General features: G+C 69.3%; 19 protein-coding genes and 4 pseudogenes. 9 read left to right on the forward strand and 14 right to left on the reverse strand.

Going from position 1 to position 22973, the window contains the following annotated elements:
- Positions 1–144 precede the first annotated feature (144 nt).
- From SGFS_RS25910 to SGFS_RS25920, 3 genes are all read right to left on the reverse strand, one after another.
- Positions 145–941 (reverse strand): IS5 family transposase gene (locus tag SGFS_RS25910; RefSeq protein ID WP_434025902.1). Its coding sequence is split into 2 segments (ribosomal slippage): positions 145–603 and positions 606–941, totalling 795 coding nucleotides; the frame shifts between segments, so codons are not numbered across the junction.
- 133 nt (positions 942–1074) lie between these two features.
- Entirely contained in the window at positions 1075–1515 is a 441-nt protein-coding gene (locus SGFS_RS25915) for a VOC family protein (RefSeq protein ID WP_286253838.1), read from the reverse strand.
- 469 nt (positions 1516–1984) lie between these two features.
- Positions 1985–2260 carry a hypothetical protein gene (locus tag SGFS_RS25920; protein ID WP_286253839.1) on the reverse strand — a complete coding sequence of 92 codons (276 nt, stop codon included), beginning with the start codon at positions 2258–2260 and terminating at the stop codon, positions 1985–1987.
- 144 nt (positions 2261–2404) lie between these two features.
- On the opposite strand from SGFS_RS25920, the gene SGFS_RS25925 reads away from it, so the two are divergent.
- The gene (locus SGFS_RS25925) at positions 2405–4225 is read left to right on the forward strand and encodes an endo alpha-1,4 polygalactosaminidase (RefSeq protein WP_286253841.1); all 1821 of its coding nucleotides are present in this window, start codon (positions 2405–2407) and stop codon (positions 4223–4225) included.
- A 243-nt stretch (positions 4226–4468) separates the two neighbouring features.
- On the opposite strand, the pseudogene SGFS_RS25930 reads toward SGFS_RS25925, so the two are convergent.
- A pseudogene (locus SGFS_RS25930) lies at positions 4469–4787 on the reverse strand (ISL3 family transposase); the annotation flags it as partial.
- Positions 4788–4836: 49 nt separating this feature from the next.
- Positions 4837–5205, reverse strand: coding sequence for a VOC family protein (locus SGFS_RS25935; protein ID WP_168512773.1), 369 nt, complete (start codon positions 5203–5205; stop codon positions 4837–4839).
- A 63-nt stretch (positions 5206–5268) separates the two neighbouring features.
- Here SGFS_RS25935 and SGFS_RS25940 point away from each other — a divergent pair, with 63 nt between their 5' ends.
- On the forward strand, positions 5269–5727 hold the full coding sequence (locus SGFS_RS25940) for a MarR family winged helix-turn-helix transcriptional regulator (protein ID WP_286253845.1): 459 nt from the start codon (positions 5269–5271) through the stop codon (positions 5725–5727).
- Positions 5728–6054: 327 nt separating this feature from the next.
- Here SGFS_RS25940 and SGFS_RS25945 read toward each other — a convergent pair whose 3' ends face one another.
- The gene (locus SGFS_RS25945) at positions 6055–6432 is read right to left on the reverse strand and encodes a DUF5958 family protein (RefSeq protein ID WP_286253846.1); all 378 of its coding nucleotides are present in this window, start codon (positions 6430–6432) and stop codon (positions 6055–6057) included.
- Positions 6433–6487: 55 nt separating this feature from the next.
- Positions 6488–6817, reverse strand: coding sequence for a hypothetical protein (locus SGFS_RS25950; protein ID WP_286253847.1), 330 nt, complete (start codon positions 6815–6817; stop codon positions 6488–6490).
- Positions 6818–7056: 239 nt separating this feature from the next.
- Here SGFS_RS25950 and SGFS_RS25955 point away from each other — a divergent pair, with 239 nt between their 5' ends.
- Together SGFS_RS25955 and SGFS_RS25960 are read left to right on the forward strand one after the other, a co-directional pair.
- A complete protein-coding gene (locus SGFS_RS25955; protein WP_286253848.1) occupies positions 7057–7458 on the forward strand; it encodes a hypothetical protein in 402 nt (133 codons plus the stop codon).
- Positions 7459–8156: 698 nt separating this feature from the next.
- A pseudogene (locus SGFS_RS25960) lies at positions 8157–8461 on the forward strand (Uma2 family endonuclease); the annotation flags it as partial.
- Between the two features lie 184 nt (positions 8462–8645).
- Here the strand turns inward: SGFS_RS25960 and SGFS_RS51970 are convergent.
- A pseudogene (locus SGFS_RS51970) lies at positions 8646–8779 on the reverse strand (site-specific integrase); the annotation flags it as partial.
- Between the two features lie 183 nt (positions 8780–8962).
- Complete coding sequence (locus tag SGFS_RS25965) at positions 8963–10426, reverse strand: helix-turn-helix domain-containing protein (RefSeq protein ID WP_286253849.1); 1464 nt, start codon at positions 10424–10426, stop codon at positions 8963–8965.
- A gap of 646 nt (positions 10427–11072) precedes the next feature.
- On the opposite strand from SGFS_RS25965, the gene SGFS_RS25970 reads away from it, so the two are divergent.
- Entirely contained in the window at positions 11073–11681 is a 609-nt protein-coding gene (locus tag SGFS_RS25970; RefSeq protein WP_286253850.1) for a DUF4232 domain-containing protein, read from the forward strand.
- A gap of 339 nt (positions 11682–12020) precedes the next feature.
- Here the strand turns inward: SGFS_RS25970 and SGFS_RS25975 are convergent, their stop codons facing one another.
- The 3 genes from SGFS_RS25975 to SGFS_RS25985 all read right to left on the reverse strand — a co-directional run bounded on the left by SGFS_RS25975 (position 12021) and on the right by SGFS_RS25985 (position 15097).
- Positions 12021–12539, reverse strand: coding sequence for a DUF4234 domain-containing protein (locus tag SGFS_RS25975; RefSeq protein WP_286253851.1), 519 nt, complete (start codon positions 12537–12539; stop codon positions 12021–12023).
- A 129-nt stretch (positions 12540–12668) separates the two neighbouring features.
- Positions 12669–13088, reverse strand: coding sequence for a roadblock/LC7 domain-containing protein (locus tag SGFS_RS25980; protein WP_286253852.1), 420 nt, complete (start codon positions 13086–13088; stop codon positions 12669–12671).
- Positions 13085–15097: a sensor histidine kinase gene (locus SGFS_RS25985; RefSeq protein WP_286253853.1), complete on the reverse strand. Its 2013-nt coding sequence runs from the start codon at positions 15095–15097 to the stop codon at positions 13085–13087. The genes SGFS_RS25980 and SGFS_RS25985 overlap by 4 nt, the downstream gene beginning before the upstream one ends.
- Before the next feature lie 714 nt (positions 15098–15811).
- Here SGFS_RS25985 and SGFS_RS25990 point away from each other — a divergent pair.
- The 4 genes from SGFS_RS25990 (at position 15812) to SGFS_RS26005 (ending at position 21746) form a co-directional block, all read left to right on the forward strand.
- The gene (locus tag SGFS_RS25990; RefSeq protein ID WP_434028069.1) at positions 15812–18712 is read left to right on the forward strand and encodes a LuxR C-terminal-related transcriptional regulator; all 2901 of its coding nucleotides are present in this window, start codon (positions 15812–15814) and stop codon (positions 18710–18712) included.
- A 443-nt stretch (positions 18713–19155) separates the two neighbouring features.
- Complete coding sequence (locus tag SGFS_RS25995) at positions 19156–20874, forward strand: MFS transporter (RefSeq protein ID WP_286253854.1); 1719 nt, start codon at positions 19156–19158, stop codon at positions 20872–20874.
- A gap of 17 nt (positions 20875–20891) precedes the next feature.
- Positions 20892–21410 (forward strand): hypothetical protein, encoded by a 519-nt coding sequence (locus SGFS_RS26000; protein ID WP_286253856.1) that lies wholly within the window; start codon positions 20892–20894, stop codon positions 21408–21410.
- 135 nt (positions 21411–21545) lie between these two features.
- Positions 21546–21746, forward strand: a complete 201-nt coding sequence (locus SGFS_RS26005; protein ID WP_286253857.1) for a hypothetical protein — start codon at positions 21546–21548, stop codon at positions 21744–21746.
- Between the two features lie 94 nt (positions 21747–21840).
- Here SGFS_RS26005 and SGFS_RS26010 read toward each other — a convergent pair.
- Together SGFS_RS26010 and SGFS_RS26015 are read right to left on the reverse strand one after the other, a co-directional pair.
- Positions 21841–22041: pseudogene (locus SGFS_RS26010) on the reverse strand (DUF2252 family protein); the annotation flags it as partial.
- A gap of 39 nt (positions 22042–22080) precedes the next feature.
- Positions 22081–22725: a potassium channel family protein gene (locus SGFS_RS26015; RefSeq protein ID WP_286253858.1), complete on the reverse strand. Its 645-nt coding sequence runs from the start codon at positions 22723–22725 to the stop codon at positions 22081–22083.
- Between the last annotated feature and the right edge of the window lie 248 nt (positions 22726–22973).

Here is a 22973-nt window from a genome sequence, read left to right on the forward strand (position 1 = left end):
GCCCCATGGCAGCTCCCGCCCAAGCCCCGGAGCCAACCGCGATTACAGCTGAGGGTCATAGGCGATTGTGGGCCAATACCTTTGCGATCAATACGCCCCAATATAGCCGGAATTGCGAAAATACTGCGACGCTAAGACGTCGTCTCATTTGGCGAGTCTGCGGTAGCAGATGAGGCTGCAGGCAATGGCGGTGAAGGCCAGGAAGTGTTCGGCCTTGCGTTCGTAGCGGCGGTGCAGACGGCGGCAGCCGCCCAGCCATGACATCGTGCGCTCGATAGTCCAACGGTGTCGGCCGAGTCGCGTGGAGGACTCGATGCCCTTGCGGGCGATGCGGTGCCGGATACCTCGCTTGCGTAGCCATCGGCGCAGGTGGTCGTAGTCGTAGCCTTTGTCCGCGTGCAGCTTGGCCGGCCGGCGTCTGCGCGGGCCGCGGCGGGAGCGGATCGGCGGGATGCCGCGCACCAGCGGCTCGAGTGCCTGGCTGTCATGCAGGTTCGCGCCGGAGATCCCGACCGAGAGGGGTAAACCGGTCCGCTCGGTGATCAAGTGGACCTTCGAGCCCTTCTTGCCCCGGTCTACAGGATTCGGACCTGTCAGGTCCCCCCTTTCAGGGCCCGCATGTTCACCGAGTCGATCGCGCAACGTGACCAGTCCAACTCTCCGCGCGAGCCCAGTTCGTCGAGGATGACGCGGTGCAGCTTCGCCCAGACCCGGGCGGCGGTCCACTCGGTGAAGCGCCGGTGCGCGGTCGGCCCCGAGGGGCCGAAGACCGGCGGCAACTGCCGCCAGGTGCAACCCGTCGTGGCCACGAAGATGATCGCGGCCAGCACCTCACGATCCCCGTACCGCCGCCGACCGCCGCCCTGCGGCCGCGATGGAGCAGGCGGGACCACCCACTGGAACAGTTCCCACAACTCGTCCGGCACCATGCGCTCGACCATCACCACATCGTGCAGACTACCCAGCACTCCAAATGAGACGACGTCTAAGAAACGACTTCAGAGGTGGCGAGCCACCGCTCTCCGAGGTCCATCTCATGGCTTCCGTTCGGCTGCATGGTTCGGTTCCTCCTTCTCAGCGCAGTTGCTCGGCCAGTCCGACGATGATGCCCTCCGGGCCGCGGAGGTAGCAGAGCAGATAGCTGTCCTCGAACCGGGCGATCTCGCCGACGAGTTCGGCGCCGTGAGGGCGCAGGCGGGCAACGGTGTCCTCGATGTTGTCGACGGCGAACATGACGCGGTGCGTGCCCAGAATGTTGTGCGGCCGGTTGCGCGGTCCGGCGCTGATCACCGCGGGGCTGCGGTACTTCGCCAGCTCGAGCCGGCTGTGACCGTCTGGGGTCCGGACCATCGCGATGTCACAGCGGACGCCGTCGAGTCCGGTGCACTGGTCGGCGAAGAGGCCCTCGACCTCCGCCCTGCCCTCCAGCTCCATACCGAGTTCCACGAAGAACGCGATGGCGGCATCCATGTCCTCGACGACGATGCCTACGTTGTCCATCCGCTGAATCGCCATGCCGGTTTCTCCTTCTTCCTCGTGCGGCCGGTGGTGGCCGCTGATGTCCCTGGGACGGAGCCGGTGGCACGTTCTCGACATCCGCAGACCGCCGAACTCCGAAAAATCTGGATCGCGCCTCAGGTGAGATTCATCCGGATGTACCAACCCACCGCCGACACGATGCGAATGGCTCCCACGAAGGCCCACGCCGTAGTTGCTGCGCTGTGCGAGGTAAAGATCGGAGCAAGCATGCTCAGCCAGATACCCGGCAGGAGCGGCCGTAGCCAGTGGACGGTGGCACCCCCTGTGGAATACGTGTCGAAGGCGCCGATCCATCGCGCTCGGCGTCCGTGCAGCACCAGGTCAGGAGGGATGCGCCGACGATCACACCAGGAACCTTCCAAACACTGGGCCGCAGGTCCGGACTTCTCGGTGCTAATCGTCGGGGTAGGTCCATTCCTTTCTGGTTCAACGATGTCCAGTCTGCTCATGCAAGGCTCTGCGGTCCGCCTTCCAGGGCGAGTGTGTCGCACAGCAGGTCGGGCACCACGGGGGCACGCTCGGCATGGTCGCGGGCCTGGGCCAGGGCGTCGAAATCAACGTAGCCGAGGTCCGCCAGCAGCGACTCGCGCAGCATGTCGTCCAGGAGCGGAAGTCCGTATGTGCGCAGGGCCGACTCCATGACCGCGAGGAAGTTCTCCGGCTCGGCCGAGGACGCCACGGACTCGGGCAGCCTGGCGTGCCGTAGGTGATCGCGGAACACCGCCTTGCCGCGCCTTGTGCTCGCCTCTGGTAAAGGGAAGATCAGAACGACTCGCGAGGGCTGTCTCACTGAGAAAACCTCGGACTAGTCTGATCCTCCTGAACAGTCTTTCGAGAGCACGGCACATGGAAAAGGTGACGGGTGATGCCGCTGAGACCCGGCGACGTGGAGTCCATAGGCGGCTACACGCTGATCGACCGGCTCGGTAGTGGCGGCATGGGCGTCGTCTATCTGGGCCGCTCGGCCTCGGGACGGCAGGTCGCGGTCAAGGTGGTGCACGCGCCGTACGCGCAGGACGAGGAGTTCCGGACGCGCTTCAGGCAGGAGATTGTGGCGGTCCGCCGGGTGAGCGGGGCGTTCACGGCCCCGGTGGTGGACGCCGATCCGGACGCCGTACAGCCGTGGATGGCTACGCAGTATGTGCCGGGCCGCACCCTGTCGGACGTCGTGGCCAAGGACGGCCCGCTGAGCGGACGTGGGTTGCGCACGCTTGCGCTGGGCCTTGTCGAGGCACTGCGGGACATCCACCAGGCTGGTGTGGTGCACCGCGATCTGAAGCCGAGCAACGTGCTGATGGCCGAGGACGGACCCCGCGTCATCGACTTCGGTGTCTCGCACGCCGTCGACAACGAAGCCCTGACCGTGACCGGGCGGTTGATCGGCACGCCGCCCTTCATGTCGCCGGAGCAGTTCGCCGCGCCACGGGACGTCACCGCCGCTTCGGACGTGTTCTCACTGGGGTCGTTGCTGGTGTATGCGGCCACTGGTACCCGTCCGTTCGACGGGAGCAGCCCGTATCTGACGGGCTATCAGGTGATGTACGAGGCTCCGGTCCTGGACGGAGTCACCGAACCGCTCCGGAGCATCGCCGGACTCTGCCTGGCCAAGGATCCGGCCGCCCGCCCCGAACTCACCGAGCTGCACCGCATGCTCCTGACGCTCCCGGATTCCACCGCCCCGGCCGCGCCGGGAGTGGCCGACTCAGCGGAACCCAGCCACCAGGTTTCCGATACACACCCTGTTGCACAAGGCCCGGCCACCACCGGGGGTGAGGAGGGAACGGACAGGACCAGGGCCGGTCACGGACATCGAGGACGGCGCATCCTCATCAGTCTCGCCGCAGCCCTGGTCGTCACCGGGCTGAGCATCACGGCAGTGAAAACAAGGTCACATCAGAACGAAAGTCCCCAGTCGCCGACCGCGCCGGCCTCCGCCTCCGCATCCGCATCCGCATCCGCATCCGCATCCGCCGCAACAGTGACGCCACCACCGAAGCACGTGCGGTGGGACTACCAGATCGGCGGTGCGTATGCCCTGCCGACCGGTGTGCAGGTGGTCAGTCGCAGCCACGAAGACCCGCCCGCGCCGGGTGCGTACAACATCTGCAATTTCAACGCCTTCCAGGCCCAGGAGAACGCGGAGAAGGACTGGGACTCCGACCTGCTGCTGCGCGATGCCCACGGGGGTGTCGTCTACGACAAGGACTGGGGCGAGGCGGTCCTGGACATCCGTACGGACGCCAAGCGGCAGCGCATCGCTTCCGAGATGGACACCTGGATCGACGAGTGCGCGGCCAAGGGGTACAAAGCCGTCGAGCCCGATAACTACGACGCGTTCACCCGCTTCCCGGACTACCTCACGGCCGATCAGACCATGGCGTTCATGAAGCTGCTGGCGGCGCACGCCCACGCGAAGGGCCTGGCCGTCGCCCAGAAGAACACCCTGGAGCTCGTGTCCCAACGTGCTTCCGTGGGCCTGGACTTCGCCGTGGTGGAGGAGTGCGGCGAGTGGAACGAGTGCGGCGAGTTCGCCAGAGCGTTCGATAACAACGTACTCGTCGTCGAATACACGGCGAAGGGCCTGTCGAACGCGTGCTCCGGCTGGAGCAGCACACTGAGCGTCGTCCGCCGCGACCAGTACGTCGTGCCCGAGGGCACGAGCGGCTACCTCCGCGAAACCTGCTGACTCCAAGCCTGCTGAACGGCGGGACAGATTTGCGCGACGGCAGCCCCGCCCACCAACGGCTCCTCGCCTTCGCAGGCCACGAGCTCCAGCCCAGTTGACGAGGCAGGCGCCTCCGCGGAACGGATTCAGCACACATGCGGCCGGGAAACCCTGCGAACACGTGAGAACTACGGAGGGGTATTTTCCCGGGCCAGACACCACACAGTCGACGTTTCCACAGGTCACAGCCCTGCCCAGAGAAAACAGTTTCGCCCTCGGCGCGGCGGCCGCGGTCGTGTCTTGGCGCCAGACCTGCCCGCAGCCCCGAACAGCGGTAGCGGCGGATGTGGACGTGCAGGATCGTTGCCCGCCAGCCGAGCGGGGCGTGCGCCGGTCGGCGCAGCACGCTGTCGCGCGGCACCCCCAGACAGCCGTAGGCATGGCACCGGTCATCAGGGTCGACCACTCGACAGAGCAGCACGGCGTGGTCGGGATGCAACTGTTGGCCGACCACTTCCAAGCCGAGGTCATCCAGCCGGCAGAACGTCGTCAGGTCAGCAGGGCAGAAGGTAGCGTCACGCACGAGCCTAGGGCGGGCCACCGCTGATGATCGTCCGGTGGCGTTTGGTCGATCAAGCGCGGTCGTGGAGTGTGACCTGGTAGCCGTCGGGGTCGGCGAAGGTGAAGGTCCGCCCGAAGGGACCGTCGATCGGCGCTGAGACGATGGTGTGACCGTCGGCGACGAGCGCGTCGTGGATGGCCTGGACGTCGGTGGCGTGGAGCCAGATCGCGGCACCGATGCCGGGCTGAGCGACGGATGCGAGGTCGGTGCCGGGAATGACGTCGCGGAGTGCGAACGCGATCGGCTTCGTCTCGAAGACGACGGCGTGCGGAGGTCCGGCCGGCGAGCGGACGAGGCCCAGGTACTGCTCGTAGAACGCCTGCGAAGCGTCGAGGTCGCGCACTTGGAGCGAGATGAAGTCGGGGCCGGTGGCGGGCATGATGACGCTCTTTCCTTTCGTGTCAGTTTTCTGACACGCATCAACCTATGTCAGAATACTGACATGAGTCAAGAAGGTGTCGGCATCGACCTGGAAACGTCACTGGGCTACCTGCTCAAAGAAGCGTCGAGCGCCCTCCGCTCGGCCATGGAGGAAGTGCTGCGGCCGCTCGGGATGAGCGTGACGCACTACTCCTGCCTCGAGCTGCTGGCGCAACGACCGGGCTTGTCGAACTCCGATCTCGCACGGGGCGCGTTCGTGACACGGCAGACGATGAACGTGCTACTCCAGGCCCTGGAACGAGACGGCTACGTGACCAGGCCTGCGGCGGCACCCGTCGGGAAGACGCTTCCCACGCGGCTCACGCCTCGTGGCCGACGAAGCCTCGAGAAGGCGAGCGCAGCCGTCCGGTCCGTCGAGGCCAGAATGCTGGCCGGCCTGACCGAGACCGAGCAGTCAGACGCGTTCCGGACCCTGCAGAGCATGATCCACTCCCTGCGCGGTGACAACGAGGGTGCATAGCCCGTTCCGCGGCGCACGTCTCGTCGCGCTCGGACAGGAGTGCAGCCGAGCCTGAGATCCGTGTCGGCGACCTCGAAAACCAGTAGACCCCGACTACACCCCCTACTGCGATGAGCCACTTATGGCCGCCACACTCTACGAGTGACCGCCGTATCTTCGAGGTGTCGCGAGTGCCCAGCAGCGGGCACATGGCTGGGCCGTCCGAGGCCGCTCAACAGTGGCCAAGGACGACCAACGACGACCACCAGGCGCACGAGCCCACCGTCCCTGAGCAGGGAAAAAGCAGGTCACCACGATCCCCGGCAAGACCCAGGGCAAGAAGACACCTTAGGTCGCATCCCGTGGCGGATCCGACAGATTGTGCCACTCGTGACCACACCCCCCGGCGCAATGCAGCGTTCTCCTGCGGGTATCCGCGATGCTGAAGAGGGCGACGAGCAGGCGGAAAGACTTGGTGAGTTCATAGGCCGGAAGCCCTTCCATCCCGAAGCGCCACTTCGTGAGCATCACCGCCGGCGTGTGCGTGGGGCGGATGCCGGAACGCGCAATGCTCTCTGCCACATCGCCCTCACAGGCACGGGCCTGCCCACAAAACAGCACCAGTGCATGCAAGACCTTCCGTCGGTCATCCTCCGACAAGCCCTCGAACCACTCCACACCCTCGGCAGTCGGTCTGAGCCCCTGTGCGAGTTCGTTCAGGATCACCTCGTGTGCGTACAACACCGGCTTCCTCCCTCGTGGTTTCAGACCGCCGGTACGTTCAGTGCGAAGGCGTGAAGCCGGCGGACTGGTCGAGGTGGAACGCGGAGCCAGGAGCCGTCGGGGTCCAACCCTCACACAGGGCAAGCCGAACAGCCGCGGCAACAGCGGAGGGCAGTACCGGCTCAGCCTCGCGGCCGATCCAGTTGCTCGGATGCGGCTGCTCGGTGGTGACCACGAGCGTCGTCCCCGGGGTGTCCGCGTGCTCGACCGCGAACGTGCACGGCGACCAGGCCAGCCCCTGGAAATACGTCGGCCTGCCCCGCAGCCGCCAGCGGTAAGCCGTGCCGTCGACAACGACCCGTCGTGATCCCCTGCGGACCAGCGCCATGACTCCCCCTGCAACAGCGACGACGCCAGCGCCCCCGGCCCCGCCGCCCGTCCCGGTTTCCGTCTCATTCAGCACCGTTCACGGTCGTTCAGACGAGACCGAAGCCGGTGGCCGCTCCCACGGCCGAACGCCCATCAACGCAGGTGACCGGCCCCGCTCGAAGCCCCAGACCCCACCACCACAGTTGGAAAGCGTGCATGGCAGCGGCACTGTCAGAGCCTGGGCTTACGGTCCAGGACATGGCGATCAGACCATCAGCACGTTGGCGGGCGCGAGTGGACGAAGAGGCAACAGAGCTCGCGGAGGGGACACGGGCTCCGAGCGATGTCTTGCTGTCGGAGCTCTTCCCTGAGTCACTGCTGGCGGCGACGGACAAGGCTCTGCGCGCGTTCGAGTTGGATGTGGAGGCGCTCCGGGACCAGGACGACGAGCAGGTCTTCGAAGCGATCAAGCGTGTCGTTCTTGTGCTGAACGAGATCAATGAGGATCACGACGGTGCCGGCTACGAGACCGAGGAGCGTGAAGAACTGTGCCTCTACATCGATCAGACCTTGATGGAGCACGGTACCGACGTCCCTGCTCTGGCAGCGAGGCGAGGCATCAGTCGCACCGAGATCACGGATGACTGGCGGGACTGGTAGCCCGTTCCTGTACAGCGACGAAGTACGGCAACCCCAGCAACCGGCATCGCCCGACAGCGGCTCTCGTGACCCTCCCCGCGGCCTGTATGACCTCCGATGCCCGATCTCTCCAGAGCTACGGATAGAGGGCCGTGCAGACGCACGCCGTCGGTCCCTGTGGGGCAGCTACCTTTGGCCCGTGAGCGGCAGAAGCAGATGGGTCGAGGCGGCAGCCTGGTTTGTTGTCTGGTGGGGCCTGGCAACAGTGGGGTTTCGCCTCGTTGGGCTGCTCATCAACGACCTCAAGAGCTGGCCCATGTGCGCCGGAATGGCCGTCGCTTCGATCGCGACCGGGGAGTTGTCGGAGCGGTGGCGCCGACGTCGGCGAAAGAGGAAGTCAGGGCGTCTCCTGACACCATGCCTTCGGCAGGCCGCACCACAAGCGCACCAGATCGAGCGGGGGAACAGCGGGGAATCACGGTGAAAGCGGGCCCGCCCGACGAGGCGCCAGCCCAGCCATTCGCCCAGGTCAGCATCTAAACCGGCCCTAAATGATCGCAGCTTCCCAAGCCTGAGGTTCGCAGCGCTGGTAGAGGCAGACGACCTCATTGGCGACGAGTCCTCCAGAACTCAGAGTTCTACCGGAGTGACCCTGGAGAACCGCCATCATCGCCTGAGTGTTCGCACCGCCCATACGTCGTCGTTGGCGATCCCCGATCCGCCTCGCCCGGATCCTGGCGAACGCGCTGGACGCCGCCGGGGGGGACCGGACTGGAACGCCGACACGGACTTCGATGTCGCCTCCAGGACGTGCCGCTCACCAACCGCCGCCAGACGTCGTGATCTACGCCAAGGCTGGTATCGAGTTCTACTGGCGGATCGAGCAGGCCGCCACCGGCGTTCCACTGATCTACACCTACGTCCTCGACCCGGCGACCAACAGTTACCGAACCGGCGACATGTTCACCGGTGTCGTCAGGGGTTCCGCTGCCTTCACCGTGGAGTCGACCTCGGCCAGCTCTGACCTCGCGCTCAAGCGTCATCAGGGCAAGCCTCCGCGCGTGAGCGATGCGTGAGCGGACGGTCCGGATCGGAGCGCCACGAGGAGGAGCGACCGGTCTGCCGCGCGAAACCGACCAGGAAGAGCGGCACCACACAGCAACGCCTTGCACACCCCGGCAAGGATTCGATCCCACTCCTAAGCGCGCCGTGAGGATCGGCCGCTCGGGCACGTCGTAGCGGTCCGCTCCTTGACGCGGCACGGGTTGCGCCGGATCAGCTCGTCGTCCACGGCCGTGTTCGTCAGGGCCCGCAGGAGTTGGTATGCCTTGACGCCACACGGTGGCTTGCTGCTGTGGGACCTGAAGCCGAACAGACTCACGAGGTGCGCGGCACCACCTCCCTGCCCCGGGCCCGCCCGGATCCCACCGACGGCGGGGGCGGCCGGGCCCTCGCCCCCGCCGGTCCTGTTATCGGACGGGCTGTGTGGCCTGTTGCTTTGTCAGTCGCCGGTTTCCGCCTTGTCCTAGGAGGAGGTCATGGGGACCCAGCCACGGGGGTTGCGGTACCAGTAGTGCGGTAGCCCCTTCATGCTGGTGGTGCGGAACGGGCGGCCGTGATCGTCGATGCGCACCGTGCCGGTTCGGCCCTGTGAGGACCAGTCGAGGTCGACGTACCAGTCGCAGGTGCAGGCCTCGGTGCTCGCGGCGAGCATCAGGACCTCCGGCTCCCGCAGGGACACCTGGTAGGGGAAGTCGATCGCGGGGGCCGGTCTGTCCGGGTCGTTGCCGGGTATCGAACGGGCCAGGGGGCGGTTCGCGTCCAGGTTCACGGCGAAGTGGCGGGGGATGAGGATGGCGCCGCAGCCTTCGTACATGGAGTAGGCGATGTCCGGGCGGGCGGCGGCGGGGGTGGTGCGGTTGACCACGCGCACATGCACTGCTTCCAGGACGACGGCGGCGGAGTCGCGTCCCTGCACCGAGATCCGCAGATTGGTGGTGCGCCCGTGCACCGCCCCCTGGGACTCGGCCCACACCGCGGCGTCCGCCGGGCTCGGCGGCGGTGGGACCTCCTGCGGTGGCTTGGCGATGACGTACTCGTGGGCGCAGTCGAGCTGCCAGAGCTGGGAGTCGACCGTCCAGGTGAGCGGGGCCGGTGGCGGGACCGTGTCGGTGCTCGACCGGTTCTTCCCCGGGCTGCCGTCGCTGGGCGTGGCCGGCGTCGAGGGTTCCGGTGTGGTGCGGGCGGAGGCCGACGACCCACCGCCACCGGAGGGGGGCCCAGCCGCGGATTGCGGGCCGTCGGCGCTGTGCGTGGCCGACGCTGAGGGTTCCGGTGTGGTGCGGGCGGAGGCCGACGACCCACCGCCACCGGAGGGGCGCCCGGCAGCGGATGTGGTGAGGCCGGCGAGCGCGATGGCGAGCGAGGCCGCCAGCGCGATCGATCGCACGGGCCGTCGTCGGGGACGCCCGGCACGGGGCCGCCGGTCGGCCGGTGCGGTCGGCCCCAGGCGTGGGTCGGCCGGTGAGGTCGGCTCGGCGCGTGGGTCGGCCGGTGAGGTCGGCTCGGCGCGTGGGTCGGCCGGTGCGGTCGGCTCGGGGCGCCGGTCGGCCGGTGCGGTCGGCTCGGGTGCCTCGTCCGCCGGGCTGCTGTGGCTCGCGGATGCGGCCGATGCCGCGGTGCTCGTGGTGTCGTGGGGCGTCGGTGCCCGCCGGGCATCGGATGGGCGTGGTCGTTGCCGTGCCGCGACTGCCAGGATCCACCGGCGGTGCAACTCCACGCGTTCCTCGGGGGAGGCTCCGCAGAGTGCGGCGAACCGCTCGATCCCGGTGAAGTCCATGGGAACCGCCTCACCGGCGCAGTAGCGGTGCAGCGTGGAGGCATGCATGCCCAGACGGCGGGCCAGCGCCGCGTAGCTGCGGTCTGTGCGCTCCTTCAGACGCGTCAGCAGTAACGCGAACTCCGCCACGTCATCGTGGATTGCATCCATCTTGTCCGTACTCGCATCCATCCGTCGGCCTGTGCCGTCATGTCCTCATCCGGGACGGCAGTCCAGGCACTCCCCATACCTGCACGTGTATACGGCGGGGATGGTTGCAGGGTTTCGCGACATCCCTCTCCTTGAGACCACCCTCACCCGCGGCCCTGGGGCGCCGCCTTCTGCACCGTCGCCGCGGCCGAGGCGGCGGGCGCGGGTCGAGGCGGCGGGCGCGGGTTCGAGTCCACCGGGTGTCCGGACGTCGGCCTCAGGCGGCTTCCATCCCAGACCGGCATCCCAGACCGGCATCCCAGGCTTCCTTGTCTCCGCAGGTCGTCGGGGTTGAGATCGTCCCACCGTTGCAGGTTGGGGGGCAGCCGTTGTCCCAGGCCCACGAGGCATCCGAGGCTATGGCTGTCGCACCGGCTGAAGCGGCCGACCGCCCGGCAGCGCCACGACACCCCGACTCACCCGTCCACTGGGACAGCCATCTCTTTGGGCACCCGGGTGCAGGGCGCGGACGCTCAAGGGAGCGCCCGACCGCCTTCGCCCCCGCCACCGCGGTCCGAGGAGGAGGCGGAGGCGGAGGCGAAGGCGGGTGGTGTGGCGGCGACAGCCCAGCACGCGACCTCATACCGATCAGAAAAGGAACACGCATATGAACGTGAAGTCCCTTACGGCCCACCGTGTGGCCGTGGCCGTGGGTCTCGTCCTGGCTCTTGGGTGTGGTGTGGCGGCACAGGCCTCCGCCACCGGGCCGCGGACGATCAGCGGGAAGGCCGACGCGGTGACGCACCGCTCGGGCGGCAGTGCCGCCAAGGCCACCGTCGCCGCCTGCTCCCAGAAGGTCCTCGGGGTGTCCGCCGTGACGGAGCCCGCGGACAGCAAGGACGCCAGGCACCTCCTCCTCACCGTCCAGAACGCCGGCGACAAGAAGTGCAAGCTCTACCGCTACCCTCTCGTGCGGCTCGGCAACGGTCGGAGCACGGCCCCCGTGATCAAGGAGAGCGCCCCGAACCCGGGAGTGCCCATCACCCTCGCCCCGGGTGAGGAGGCGTATGCCGCTCTGCTCGTCAACGGCCCCATGGACGAGTACAAGGCGAAAAGCATCACCCTCAGCCTCCAGGGCCGTAAGCCCGGCAGCCGCGCGGGCAAGCCGATCAATGTCCCCATGCCAGTCAAGACGTTGTACGCCAACGACTTTCAGCGCGTCACCTACTGGACGACTGCTCCCGGTTACGCCCTGGATTTCATCATGTCGAAGTGACGGACCTCGATCGGAACCGCTTCCCAGCGGCTGACCAGAGCGCTGACATGGCCTACTGAACACCGGCTGAAGTCGGCCGATGGCGCGGCAGCACACGACACCCCCACCCACCATGCACCCGCCCCGCCCCGCCCCTGGGACGCCCATGTCCTCAAGCGCCCAGGACGCGAGGTGAGGCGGGTGGGGGTACAACGAGGCACACGCGTACGTGGTCGGCGAGATGGCTTTCGACGCGCTTCACGCGGCCGGGCGGCTTTCCTGATCCCGTGACCGCTGTACAGCAGCGACCACGACCGCAGCCGACCGCCAACAACCTCCGCAACCGTGCCACGGCGCAGGTCAGGCTGCGAGAGGGACCTGCTCGCCCTCTTCCGGGGTCTGGTAGTGAGCCCAGATCTGGTTCAGCTCGTGCTGGTAGTAGAGCGGGTACAGAGCGGCCACGATGAAAAGGATGAGTCCGATCCAGGGATTGCAGTTCCGCTCCATCCCGGCCGACTGCTGCATGCGGGCAATGCGCAGACCGGTGTTGTAGACCGATACGAAGGGGGGAACGATCACCAGCCAGCCGACAGTGATGGCCAGAAGGGCCACCACCGGATTGACCTCGATCCGCTGATCAAAGTCCCGAGCTTCGCGATTCACTTTGTAGTACCAGACCAGGTGGTAGATACCCAACGTGATCAAGGGCCAGATCAGCCAGACGAGAAAAATGTTGCGGGTCCTGCCAGCGCGACCTGACATGACGCACCTCCCATGAACCCAGTCCATCACGACCAGCCGCGCCGCGCGCGGGGTGCGGTTGGGCAGGCTGGGCCGGTTGGGCAGGTGGGGCAGCAGGAGGCATTGCTGTTGTTGCACGCTCTGAGGCGGGCCTCAGCCGGCATCGCTACGACACGCTCCACCACCAGCCGGCCCGACTGGGCTCCACGACCAGCCGGCCCGACTGGGCTCTTGGGACAGGTGGCCGGTGGCCGGAGCGTGCCGTGACTATCTCGCGGCCAGGGGTGTGGAGTTCAGTTCGCGTATCAACTGTGGGGTGAGCAGTTCGCCGGCGCGGTCGGCGAGGACGGCCATTTCATAGCCGACCAGGCCGACGTCGCATCCCTCGGCGGCCAGGACACCGAGGCAGCTGCCGTCGCGGATGCGACCGACCATGAGGAAGCCTCCGAACATTTCGATCATGACGAGCTTCATGCCGCGGAAGCCGTGTGCCGTCGCCGCGTTCTGGGCGAGGCTGGTGATGCCGGAGACGACTGCGGCCAGGTGGTCGGCGTGATCTCGGCCGAGGCTGTCCGAGGCCGCCATGAGCAGGCCGTCGCTGGAGACGGCGACGGCGTCGGTGACACCGTCGGTGGTGCGTACGAACTCCGAGATGAGCCAGCCGAAACTCTGGACGGCGGTGGTCACGATGACACTCCTTGTGTGCTTCTGGCCTCGGCACGGGCAACACCTGCTCGGAAGCCGTTGAGCAGGGAGGAGACAGCCGGCCTGGCGGGTGGGGGTGTGGTGGAGCTGTCCTGCGCGGGGGCAAGCAGACGCCCGGGAAGGACGAGAAGTGCGGACAAGCCGCCGCCAGGGGTGTCGAAGAGCTGGACCTGCGCGCCTTCACCCAGGCGGTGGGTGAGTCGGCCGACGACGAGGTGGCCGAGGAACCGGGTGGGCGCGGCGAGAAGGGCTTCCTCGCCGGAGTCGGAGAAGCGGGCGTTGGCACGTTCCTTGTCGGCTTCGGGCATACCGATGCCGTGGTCGACGACGGCGAAGCTGTACGTCTCGTCCTGGGGGTCGTACCAGCCGTGCACCTCGACCGGTTCGGTCGGTGGCGAGAAGTTCAGCCCGTTCTCGATGAGTTCGGCGAGGAGGTGGGCGACATCGGCGACGGCGTGGCCGCGTACCCGCACCGGCTCCACGGTCGCGATCATGACCCGCCGGTACTGCTCCACCTCGGCGACGGCGGACTGGACGACTTCCAGGCCGTCGGCGGGTGCCGCCGTGGGACGCGGCGGATTCTGTCCGGCCAGGACCAGCAGGCTTTCGGCGTTGCGCCGCATACGGGTGGCGAGGTGATCCAGTTCGAAGAGCTCGGCGAGGGCGTCCGGGTCGAGTTCCTGCCGTTCCAGGCGGGTGATGAGGCTGAGCTGACGGCGTACGAGGCTCTGGTTGCGGCGGCCGAGGTTGGCGAGCGATTCGGTGGTGTTGCGGCGCAGGCCGGCCTGCTGGGCGGCCAGGTGGAGGGCGGTGTGTTCCACCTGGTGCAGGGACGCCGCGACCTCGGCGATCTCCGCCGCGCCGCCCAACAACTGTGCCTCGGGGTGGCCCGGGGCATCTGGCGGGAGGAACTCCGCATGGTCCTGCGGGGTCGGGGACTGCTGGATACGGGCGACGGTTGCGGGCAGCCGGTGCCGCGCCACGTCGTCGGCGGCCTCGGCGAGTGCGCCGAGCGGCCGCGTGAGGGAACGCGAGGCGAAGGCGGCGAGGCCCGCGACGAGGGCGGCCATGAGCGTTCCCGCGACGAGATAGGCGGCTAGGCCCAGCTCGGCGTCGTGGCTGAGCCGGTCGGCCCGGTGCCGTACGTCGTCACCGACCGACTGCTGAACGGCGTACAGATCGTCGACGAGTACGGTCATCGCGTCCCACCAGGCGCCGGCCTCGGCGCGCAGAGCCGAGCCGTCGGCGGCGCCTTCCGCCTGCTTCTCGTAGGTGGTGGCGCGTTCGGCGTCCTCGGTGCCGAAGGCCTTCTTCAGGGCGGCGCGCTGGGGCGCGGTGGCGACCTGGCGGAAGCGGGCGAGGGCGGCGACACGCGTGGCGCGCACCTCGGTGAAGGCGAGGTACTCGCGGCCGTGGAAGGCACCGTCGGCGAACACGCCGTTGAGGAGGCCGCGTTCGAGCGCGACGGACTCCTTGGCCGCGGCCAGTTCCCGCAACGCCGCCAGGCCGTCGCCCAGTTGACCGTCGGCGCGCGTCGCGGTCTCCGCGACCGGGTCGACGGCGTTGAGGGCATCGACGGCGGTGGTGTAGAAGGCGAGGGTGGCGGTCCGGTCGGCGGTGCCGGTGCCGGTGCCGCTGGTGGACGTGCCGGCGGGGCCCCTGTCGGCAGCGGTGCGGACGGCGGCCAGGCGCCGCAAGTGCCGCTGGATGACATCCTCCACGGCGCGTTCGGGGCGCATTGCGCGCAGCGCGGTGTCAACGCGCTTGCGCGTAGCCGCGAGCGGTGCGCGGTAGCTCTCCTCACCGCCCAACAGGCCGTTCGTCAGGCCGCGTTCGCGTTGCAGCTGATGTACCAGCGCCTGGACCCGCAGGCTGAGGCCGACCTCGGCACGGGTCGTGCGGGCGTCACCGAGGGCCTCGGCGCGGCCGTACACGGCCAGACCTGCGACCGTCAGCAGCAAGCAGATCGGGACCGTGATGACCACCGCCACACGGCCTCTGATGCTGCGCCAGCCGGGCAGCGGCCGACGGCCGGGAGTCGTTCGGCCACCGTTGCGGCGCCCTGAACCGCCCCTGCCGGGACCGCCCTTGCCGATTGTGCCGAGCCTGCCGAGCAGCGGCCGAATTGGCGTCCACACCCTCATAGTCACGAAGCTAGCCCGATCGTGGTACCGGCCGGTTTCCGACCTGTTAGACCCCGTGGGTACTTCAGTTGCGCCGCCCTCACACCTCAGGCCGGGAGACTGTGACCGCGCAGGACATGACAGGTCGGCGGCTGAGACGGGCGGTGGCGGACACCGCCTGCCTCAGCCCGGCACATCGAAGCCGTGGTCGGCCTGCCGCAAGAATCGGTTCATGCTGATGGGGCCGGACTCCGGCGGAGGCGCTCAGTCGATCCTGTTCCTCGTCGAGGGCGCAGCCAGGCTGTACCGATCCACCTCCCCCGGCCCGCCCCGGAGGCGTTCCTGCCGCGGTCGACCGTATGCAATGGCGGGCGATCAGGTCGACCGTCGACGTCTGACACCAACCGCGGGAGAGCTCCTGCGCTTGCGGCACAGCCCGAGTCCCAGGGCTGGTACGGAAGACCACCGCCCAGCTCGTCGGTGGCCCGCTCTTCGCGGGAAGGCACCGCAAGCCGCGCGCGGAAGCGGTGGAGCTGGGATTCTGGTGTGGGAGCACTGCCCGGGGCCTGCCCCTGACGGACGGTGGTGGTGAGCGCTGTGGAAGAGAGCGACGGGAACGTTCCGGGGCCGGCCGTTCCGCGGATTCCGTGCGCCGATCCCCTGAGTGATCCCTTTCTGAGCACGCGGATCGCGCTGCCGGCGAGACCCACCACGTACCTTCGGCGGCATCGGCTCGTCCGCCACCTCGACCAGGCCCTGCACACGCCGTTGACCTTGGTCAATGGGCCGGCCGGAGCGGGCAAGACCCTGCTGGCCGCCGACTGGGCCTCCGGTCTGGGCCAGCCGGTCGCCTGGCTCACCGCCGAGGCGGGGGACCGGCGGCCCGGGGTGTTCTGGGCATACGTCATCCAGGCTCTGCGCGGCTGCCGTACGCGGACGCGGATGTCCGGCACGGTCGAGGCCCAGGTGGACGCGACGCAGGTGGACAGCCAGATGGACGCGACCCAGGTGGACGCGACCCAGGTGGACGCGACCCAGGTGGACAGCCAGATGGACCAGGTGGACAGCCGGGTGGACGACAAGCTGCTGGCGGAGCTCGCCGCGGAGCTGAGCGGGCGGGACGAGCCCGTGGTCGTAGTGATCGACGAGTTCGACCGCGTGACCGCTCCGGAGGTCGCCGAGCAGCTGGAATTCGTTCTTCACCACGCCGGGCGGGGCATGCGCCTGGTCCTCGTCACCCGCACCGAACCCCTGCTGCCACTGCACCGTTACCGGGTGGCGGGCGAGCTCACGGAGATCCGCGCCGCGGAGCTGGCCTTCACCCCCGCGGAAGCGGTCACGCTGCTGGAGCTGCATGGTCTGAGCCTTCCGGTCGACGCCGCCCGCGCCCTGGTGGAACGCACCCGTGGCTGGGCCGCCGGCCTGCGCCTGTGCGCCCTGGCCGCGTCGGAGAGCCCCGACCCGGAGGCCTACCTGAAGGAGTTCGAGGCGGACCAGAGCACGGTCGCGGACTTCCTGCTGGCCGAGGTTCTCAAGCGGCAGACGGAGGAGGCACAGGACCTCCTGCTGCGCGTCAGCATCCTGGAGCGCTTCTGTCCCGAGCTGGGGAACGCGCTCACCGGGCGGACCGATGCCGAGCCACTTCTCGTCGGGCTGCACCGCGAGAACGCGTTCGTCGAGCATCTCGGGCACTCGTGGTACCGGCTCCACCCGCTGTTCAAGGAGATACTCCGGGCTCATCTGCGAGTACGCCTGCCCGGGCTGGAGCCGGAGCTCCACCGGCGGGCCGCGCGGTGGCTCCGCCGTTCGGGGTCCCTCCCGGAGACACTCGCCCATGGTGCCGCCGCGGGCGACTGGGATTTCACGGCCGATGCGCTCGTCGGCGACCTGGCGATCGGGCAGCTCTTCACGGGCCCGCACCCGGCCGACCCGGCCGACATGGCCGAACTGTTCTCCGGGATGGGGCCCGATTCCACGAGCGCCGCGACGGATCTCGTCCGGGCGGCCCGCGATCTGTCCCGGTGCGACCTCCGCCACGGTCTGTCGCACCTGCGTAGCGCCGAGCAGCGGCTGGCCGCCGACGCGTCGGACACGAGTTCGGACGCGGGTTCGGGCTCGGGCTCGGGTTCGGGTTCGGGCCCGGGTTCGGGCTCGGGCCCGGGTTCGGGTTCGGGCCCGGACTCGCCGTCCGGTGCGGCGGCCGCGCAGCTCAGCTGTGCGCTGCTTCAGGCGCTGGCCGCGCGGCTGACCGGTTCTCCCCCGCGGGCCGAGAAGGCCGCCGAGACCGCCGACGAGCTGCGGCGGGAGGTCCCCGCGCACCTCCTGGACAAGCATCCCGAACTCACCGCGCTCCTGCTGACCCACCTCGGCTCCACGCGACTGTGGGCGGGGCGCTTCGAGGACGCGCGCGCCGTCCTCAAAACGGTGGCCGGAACTTCCGGCGGAGCGTCCACCGTGCTCCCACGGGAGGAGTCGATGGGGCACCTGGCGCTGATCGACTACCTGAACGGCTGGCCGGGCCGGGCCGAGCGCAAGGTTCTGGCGGGGGTGTCCGAAGCGGAGCGGTTCAGTCTGGCCCAACCGGGCGGCCTCGGGGTCGGGCGGGTGGTCCTGGCCGCCTTGGCCGTCGACCGCGATGAGCTGGACCTGGCTCAGGCGCTCGTCGACGAGACGGCGCAGCTCCGCTTCGCGGCGCACGATCCGGTGCTGGCGGCGGGGCGAGCCATCGTCAGGGCTCGCCTCCTGCTGGCCCGGGGCAGCCCACGTGCCGCGGCCGCGGCGGCGGACTGGACCGTCTCCACGGCCGTCGCGTCGCCCTGGGCGGCGAGCCACGCGGCGCTGGTCACCTCCGCCGCCCATTTGGCCGAAGGACAGCCGGAGAAGGCCACCGAGGCGCTCGGTGTCGTGTCCCACGACCACCCGGCCTGTGCGGTCGAGGCCGCACGGATCCTGCTCGCCGCGGGGCGTCCCGGGGAGGCGGTCGACCTGGTCGACGGTGTCCGCGCCAACGGCACCACCGGTCCGGCGGTGACCGTCCGGGCCGCGCTGGTCAGGGCTCGGGCCGCGGAAGAAGCGGGGGACGCCGGCACCGCGCGCAGGCTCGTCGGGCAGGCGCTCCTCGACGCCCGGCGCGAGCGGCTGCGGCGTCCGTTCCTGGATGCCCGACCGTGGATACGGCCTCTCCTGGCCACGCCACCGCTCGATGCGCTGGCCGCGGGCTGGCTCACGCCAGGTCCGTCGCGTCCGGGTGAACCGCCCGCGAGCGAGGCGCAGCCCTCGCCGCTGGTCGTGGGGGAGCTGAGCGGGCGCGAGCGCGAGGTTCTGCAGCGGCTGGCCCGGATGATGACGACGGAGGAGATCGCCGCCGATCTCTACGTCTCGGTGAACACGGTGAAGACCCACCTCAAGGGCGTCTACCGGAAGCTGGCCGTGAACCGGCGCAATGACGCGGTGCGCCGCGCGCGCGACCTCCGGCTGCTGTGAGCGAGCGCGCCCACGCGAGCGCGCCCACGCGAACGCGCCTGGGTGAGCGTGTGCCGGTGCCTCGGCCTGCCGCGTGTGCCGGCCAAGCGCCGACATGGCGCCCGAGCCCGCGACCGTCGCCATGGACACCGGCCGGGCTTCGCCCTGCGCGGGCCGAGACACACGCGGCAGGCCGAGGCACACACTGGAGACCGCGGCACACGCGGCAGACCGAGGTTGACGGGCCGGCCCGCGCCCATCGGCCTGCACGCGTCGATCCCCCACGCCCGGAGCCGCCCCTTCCCCCGGAGCCGCCCCTTCGCCCGGAGCCGCTCCTTCCCCCATGACGGGTGAGGCGCCGGGCGAGTCCTTCACCTGTGATGGGACCGGCGGCAGGACATGCACCGATCGCTGCCCGGCCGACTTCGCCGCCACCCGGGACCCCACTCGGTGAGGTGGACACCGTGAAACGCTGGCGCGCTCTGATCGTCCTCGGTACGGCCCAGTTCCTGATGGTCCTGGACACCGCCGTCATGAACGTCTCCATCAGTCAACTCGTGGAGGACTTCGACACCGAGGTCACCGCCATCCAGGCCGTCATCACGCTGTACGCGCTGGTCATGGCCGCCTTCATGATCATCGGCGGCAGGTTGGGGGACATCCAGGGGCGTCGCCGCATGTTCCTCCTCGGGCTGGTCGTCTACGCCACGGGATCGGCCCTGACCGCCGTGGCGCCGACCCTGTGGGTCCTCGCGCTGGGCTGGTCCGTCATCGAAGGGCTCGGCGCCGCCATGGTGCTGCCGGCCATGGCCGCCCTCGTCGCCGAGTCCTACCGCGGACGGGACCGGGCCGTCGCCTACGCGGTCGTCGGCGGTCTCGCCGGCGCGGGGATCGCGGTGGGCCCGCTGCTGGGCGGCTGGGTGACGACGTACCTCACCTGGCGGCTGGTCTTCGCCGGTGAGGTCGTGGTCGTCCTGGCCGTGCTGTGTGCCCACCGGGTGATCCCGAAGTCCGCCCGGACCGACCCGCGCCCCCGGCTGGACGGCGTCGGTGCCGCGCTCTCGGCGGCCGGACTGGGGCTCGGTGTGCTCGGCGTGCTGCAGAGCAGCACATGGGGGTGGGTGCAGCCCCGCAACCCGCCCTTCACGATTCTGGGCTTCGCGCCGACGCTGTTCGTCGTCGGCGCGGGGATCGCCGTCCTGGTCCTCTTCCGGCACTGGGAGCGGCGGCGGGAGGGCAAAGGCGTCGATCCTCTGGTGCACATGTCCCTGCTGGGGAGGCCCTCGCTGCGTTCCGGACTGATGACGCTGTTGAGTCAGAACCTCATCCTGCTCGGGCTCTTCTTCACCATCCCGCTGTACTTGCAGGTGGTGCAGGGGTTCGACGCCTTCCAGACGGGGTTGCGGCTGCTCCCGGTGTCGGTCGCCATGCTCGCCGTGTCCCTGTCCGGGTCCGCGCTGGGGCGGGTGATGGGGCCGCGCCGGGTGGTCAGGCTGGCCCTGGCGACCCTGACGGCGGCCATCGTGTGGCTGCTGGCCACCATCGACCCGGTCATCGACGACGCGCAGTTCGCCTGCGCCATGGCGCTGTTGGGCGTGGGCATGGGCCTGCTCGCCTCGCAGTTGGGCAACGTCGTGCAGTCCAGCGCCGACGAGGACGAACGCAGTGAGGTCGGGGGGCTTCAGTTCACGGCCCAGAACCTCGGTTCCGCTCTGGGAACCGCGCTCATCGGGTCGATCCTCATCGGTGCGCTGGCCCACGCCTTCACCAGCCAGGTGGCGGACGACCCGCGCCTGTCCGAGGAGACCCGGCGGCAGACCGGTGTCGCTCTCGAAGCCGGGATCACGTTCGTCCCCACCGATCAGGTGCGCTCGGCGGCCGAGCAGGCCGGGCTGCCGCCGTCCGAGGTCGACGCCGTCGTGGACTCCTACGCCTCGGCGCAGCTCGACGGTCTCAAGGCGGCGATCCTCGCCACCGGCGGCATCACTCTCGGCAGTTTCCTGGTCACCCGCCATCTGCCGACGGGCCGGACAGGGCGTCCTCGACAGCCGGACGCGGAGGCTCCGGCCGGGACGACGAGTTCGAGGGGATCAGCGGGATCAACGGGATCAACGGGATCGACGGGATCGACGGGATCGACGGGATCGACGGGATCGACGGGATCGACGGGATCGACGCGCTGAGCTCGGAGGAGGTACCAGTGTCCAGAACCAGTCCCACCACGGCCGCCGCGGGCCACGCCGAACGCCGAGCACATGCCGACTACACGGGCGGCGTCTACGGTTCCATGCTCGCGGCCTCCGTGGTGATCGGCGCCGGCACTCTGGGTTCCTTCCCTCGCGTCGAGCTGGTGCTGCTGCTGTTGCTCACCGGCGTCGTCTTCTGGATCGCGCACGTGCATGCCCAACTGTTCGGGGCGCGCCTGGCACAGCAGGTCCTGGACCGTCTCACCGTGCTGCGTGTGTGCCGCGACGAGTGGCCGATCGTCAAGGCCGCCGTCCCGCCGGCCGTCGCGGTGGCGGTCAGCCCGCTCCTGGGCCTCGACGTGGAAGGCGCCGGATGGCTGGCGGTCTCCGTCGCCGTGGCCGGGCAGGTCGGGTGGTCCGTGGCCGCGGCACGCCACGCCGGCGCCTCATGGCGTCTGCTGACCGTCACCGCCTCGGTCAATCTGCTGCTAGGTCTGCTGATCATCTCCTTCAAGATCGCTTTGACGCACTGACCCAGGTCTCGCGTGTGCGGGCCGACGGGTCACCTGTACTGGGTGAGGCCGGAAAGGAAGCCGGGGCCGACGATCGTGGAAGGGGCGCCGTCTGCCTCTTCCCTCTCCCCCCGGCCACCCGTGGGAGAACAGCTCATGCGCTATGAGATCCGCATCGAGGGACACATGTCGGAGACGCTGACCAAGGCGTTCCCCGAGCTGGGCCATGTGGTGATGTCCGGCCAGACGGTCCTGTTCGGCCCCGTCGTCGACGAGGCACACCTCTACGGGCTGCTGGCGCGGTTCCAGTCGCTGGGACTGCGCGTCGTGGAGATGCGGCAGCTGCCGGACCGTTGAGAGCCGACAGTTGCCGGACCGTTGAGAGGGGTTCTCCGGCCTGACTCAAAGCCGGGCCCGGCTCAAGGCGGGCCCGGCTCAAGGCGGGCCCGGCTCAAGGCGGGCCCGGCTCAAGGCGGGCCCGGCTCAAAGGTTCTCCGCTGTCGTTCTCCGCTGACTGGGGGGCGAACTCCGTGAGGGAGCGTTCGAAACGGTCACTGCCGCCCAGGTGGGCGGCGATGGCGATGGGATCGCCCGAGCGGGCGTGGGCCCGCGCCAGGGACGCCCCGCACAGCCGGCCGAAGAGGGCGAGCACTCACGTCGATCGGGTCGGGCCGCGCCTGATCCGGCTCGGTCATGACCCGGCCTCCCTGTCCGATGCCTCCCGGGCATCTGTTCCGGCCCCCGGCTCCGCCGACGGCTCACGGTGCCGACGGCTCAGACCCTCCTGGACCGCGGCCACCAGCACCCGCGCGGCGACTCCCACGAGCAGCAGCCCTCCCGTCATCTGCACCATCGTCACCACACGCCCCGCCTGGGAGCGTGCGGTGATGTCCCCGAAGCCGACGGTGCTGAACGTGGTCAGCGCGAAGTACAGGGCGTCCGTCCTGGTCAGCGGCTCGCTGAAGGAACCCGGAGTGGAGCGTTCCAGCAGGTAGTAGACCCCGGAGAAGAGCACCAGAAACAGCACGAGCGTGACGGCCAGGGCCTCGACGGCGCGCAGCCGCGGGTGCGGCGAGCGCAGGATGACCCGCGTCTCCCACAAGAACAGCAGCGCCACCGCCAGCAGGCCGCAGGCGAGCAGCACCGAGGCACTCACCGTGGTCTGCTCGTCCAGGGGCAACAGGTAGTAGGCGGTGACGAGGCCGACGGAGAGCAGCACGGCGCGGGCGATGCCCGCGACCACCACCCGCAGGCGGGGGTTGGGCTGTCGCTCGGGCCGGTGCTCGTCCGGTCCGGACCGGTTGTGGTCCGTCCGGGCAGCCAGGGGATCGCTCATGTCGTGTCTCTTGGTTCCGTTGCGTCGCTCTCTTGGTTTGGTTCCGTCACGCCGGTCTCTTCGGTTGGTTCCGTCACGCCGGTCTCTTGTTCCGTTCCGCCGCGAGGCCGGCGTGACGGAACAAGAGACCGGCGTGAGGCCGACGGACGCCTCCGGTTCTCACTCCACCGTCCCGGCGGAGCCACCGGATCACCCGTCAGGGGTGAGCCGTCGGCCGCCGACGCGCTGGACGCTGGACCGGTCGGGTA

The organism is Streptomyces graminofaciens, assembly GCF_030294945.1.
Taxonomy (GTDB): domain Bacteria; phylum Actinomycetota; class Actinomycetes; order Streptomycetales; family Streptomycetaceae; genus Streptomyces; species Streptomyces graminofaciens.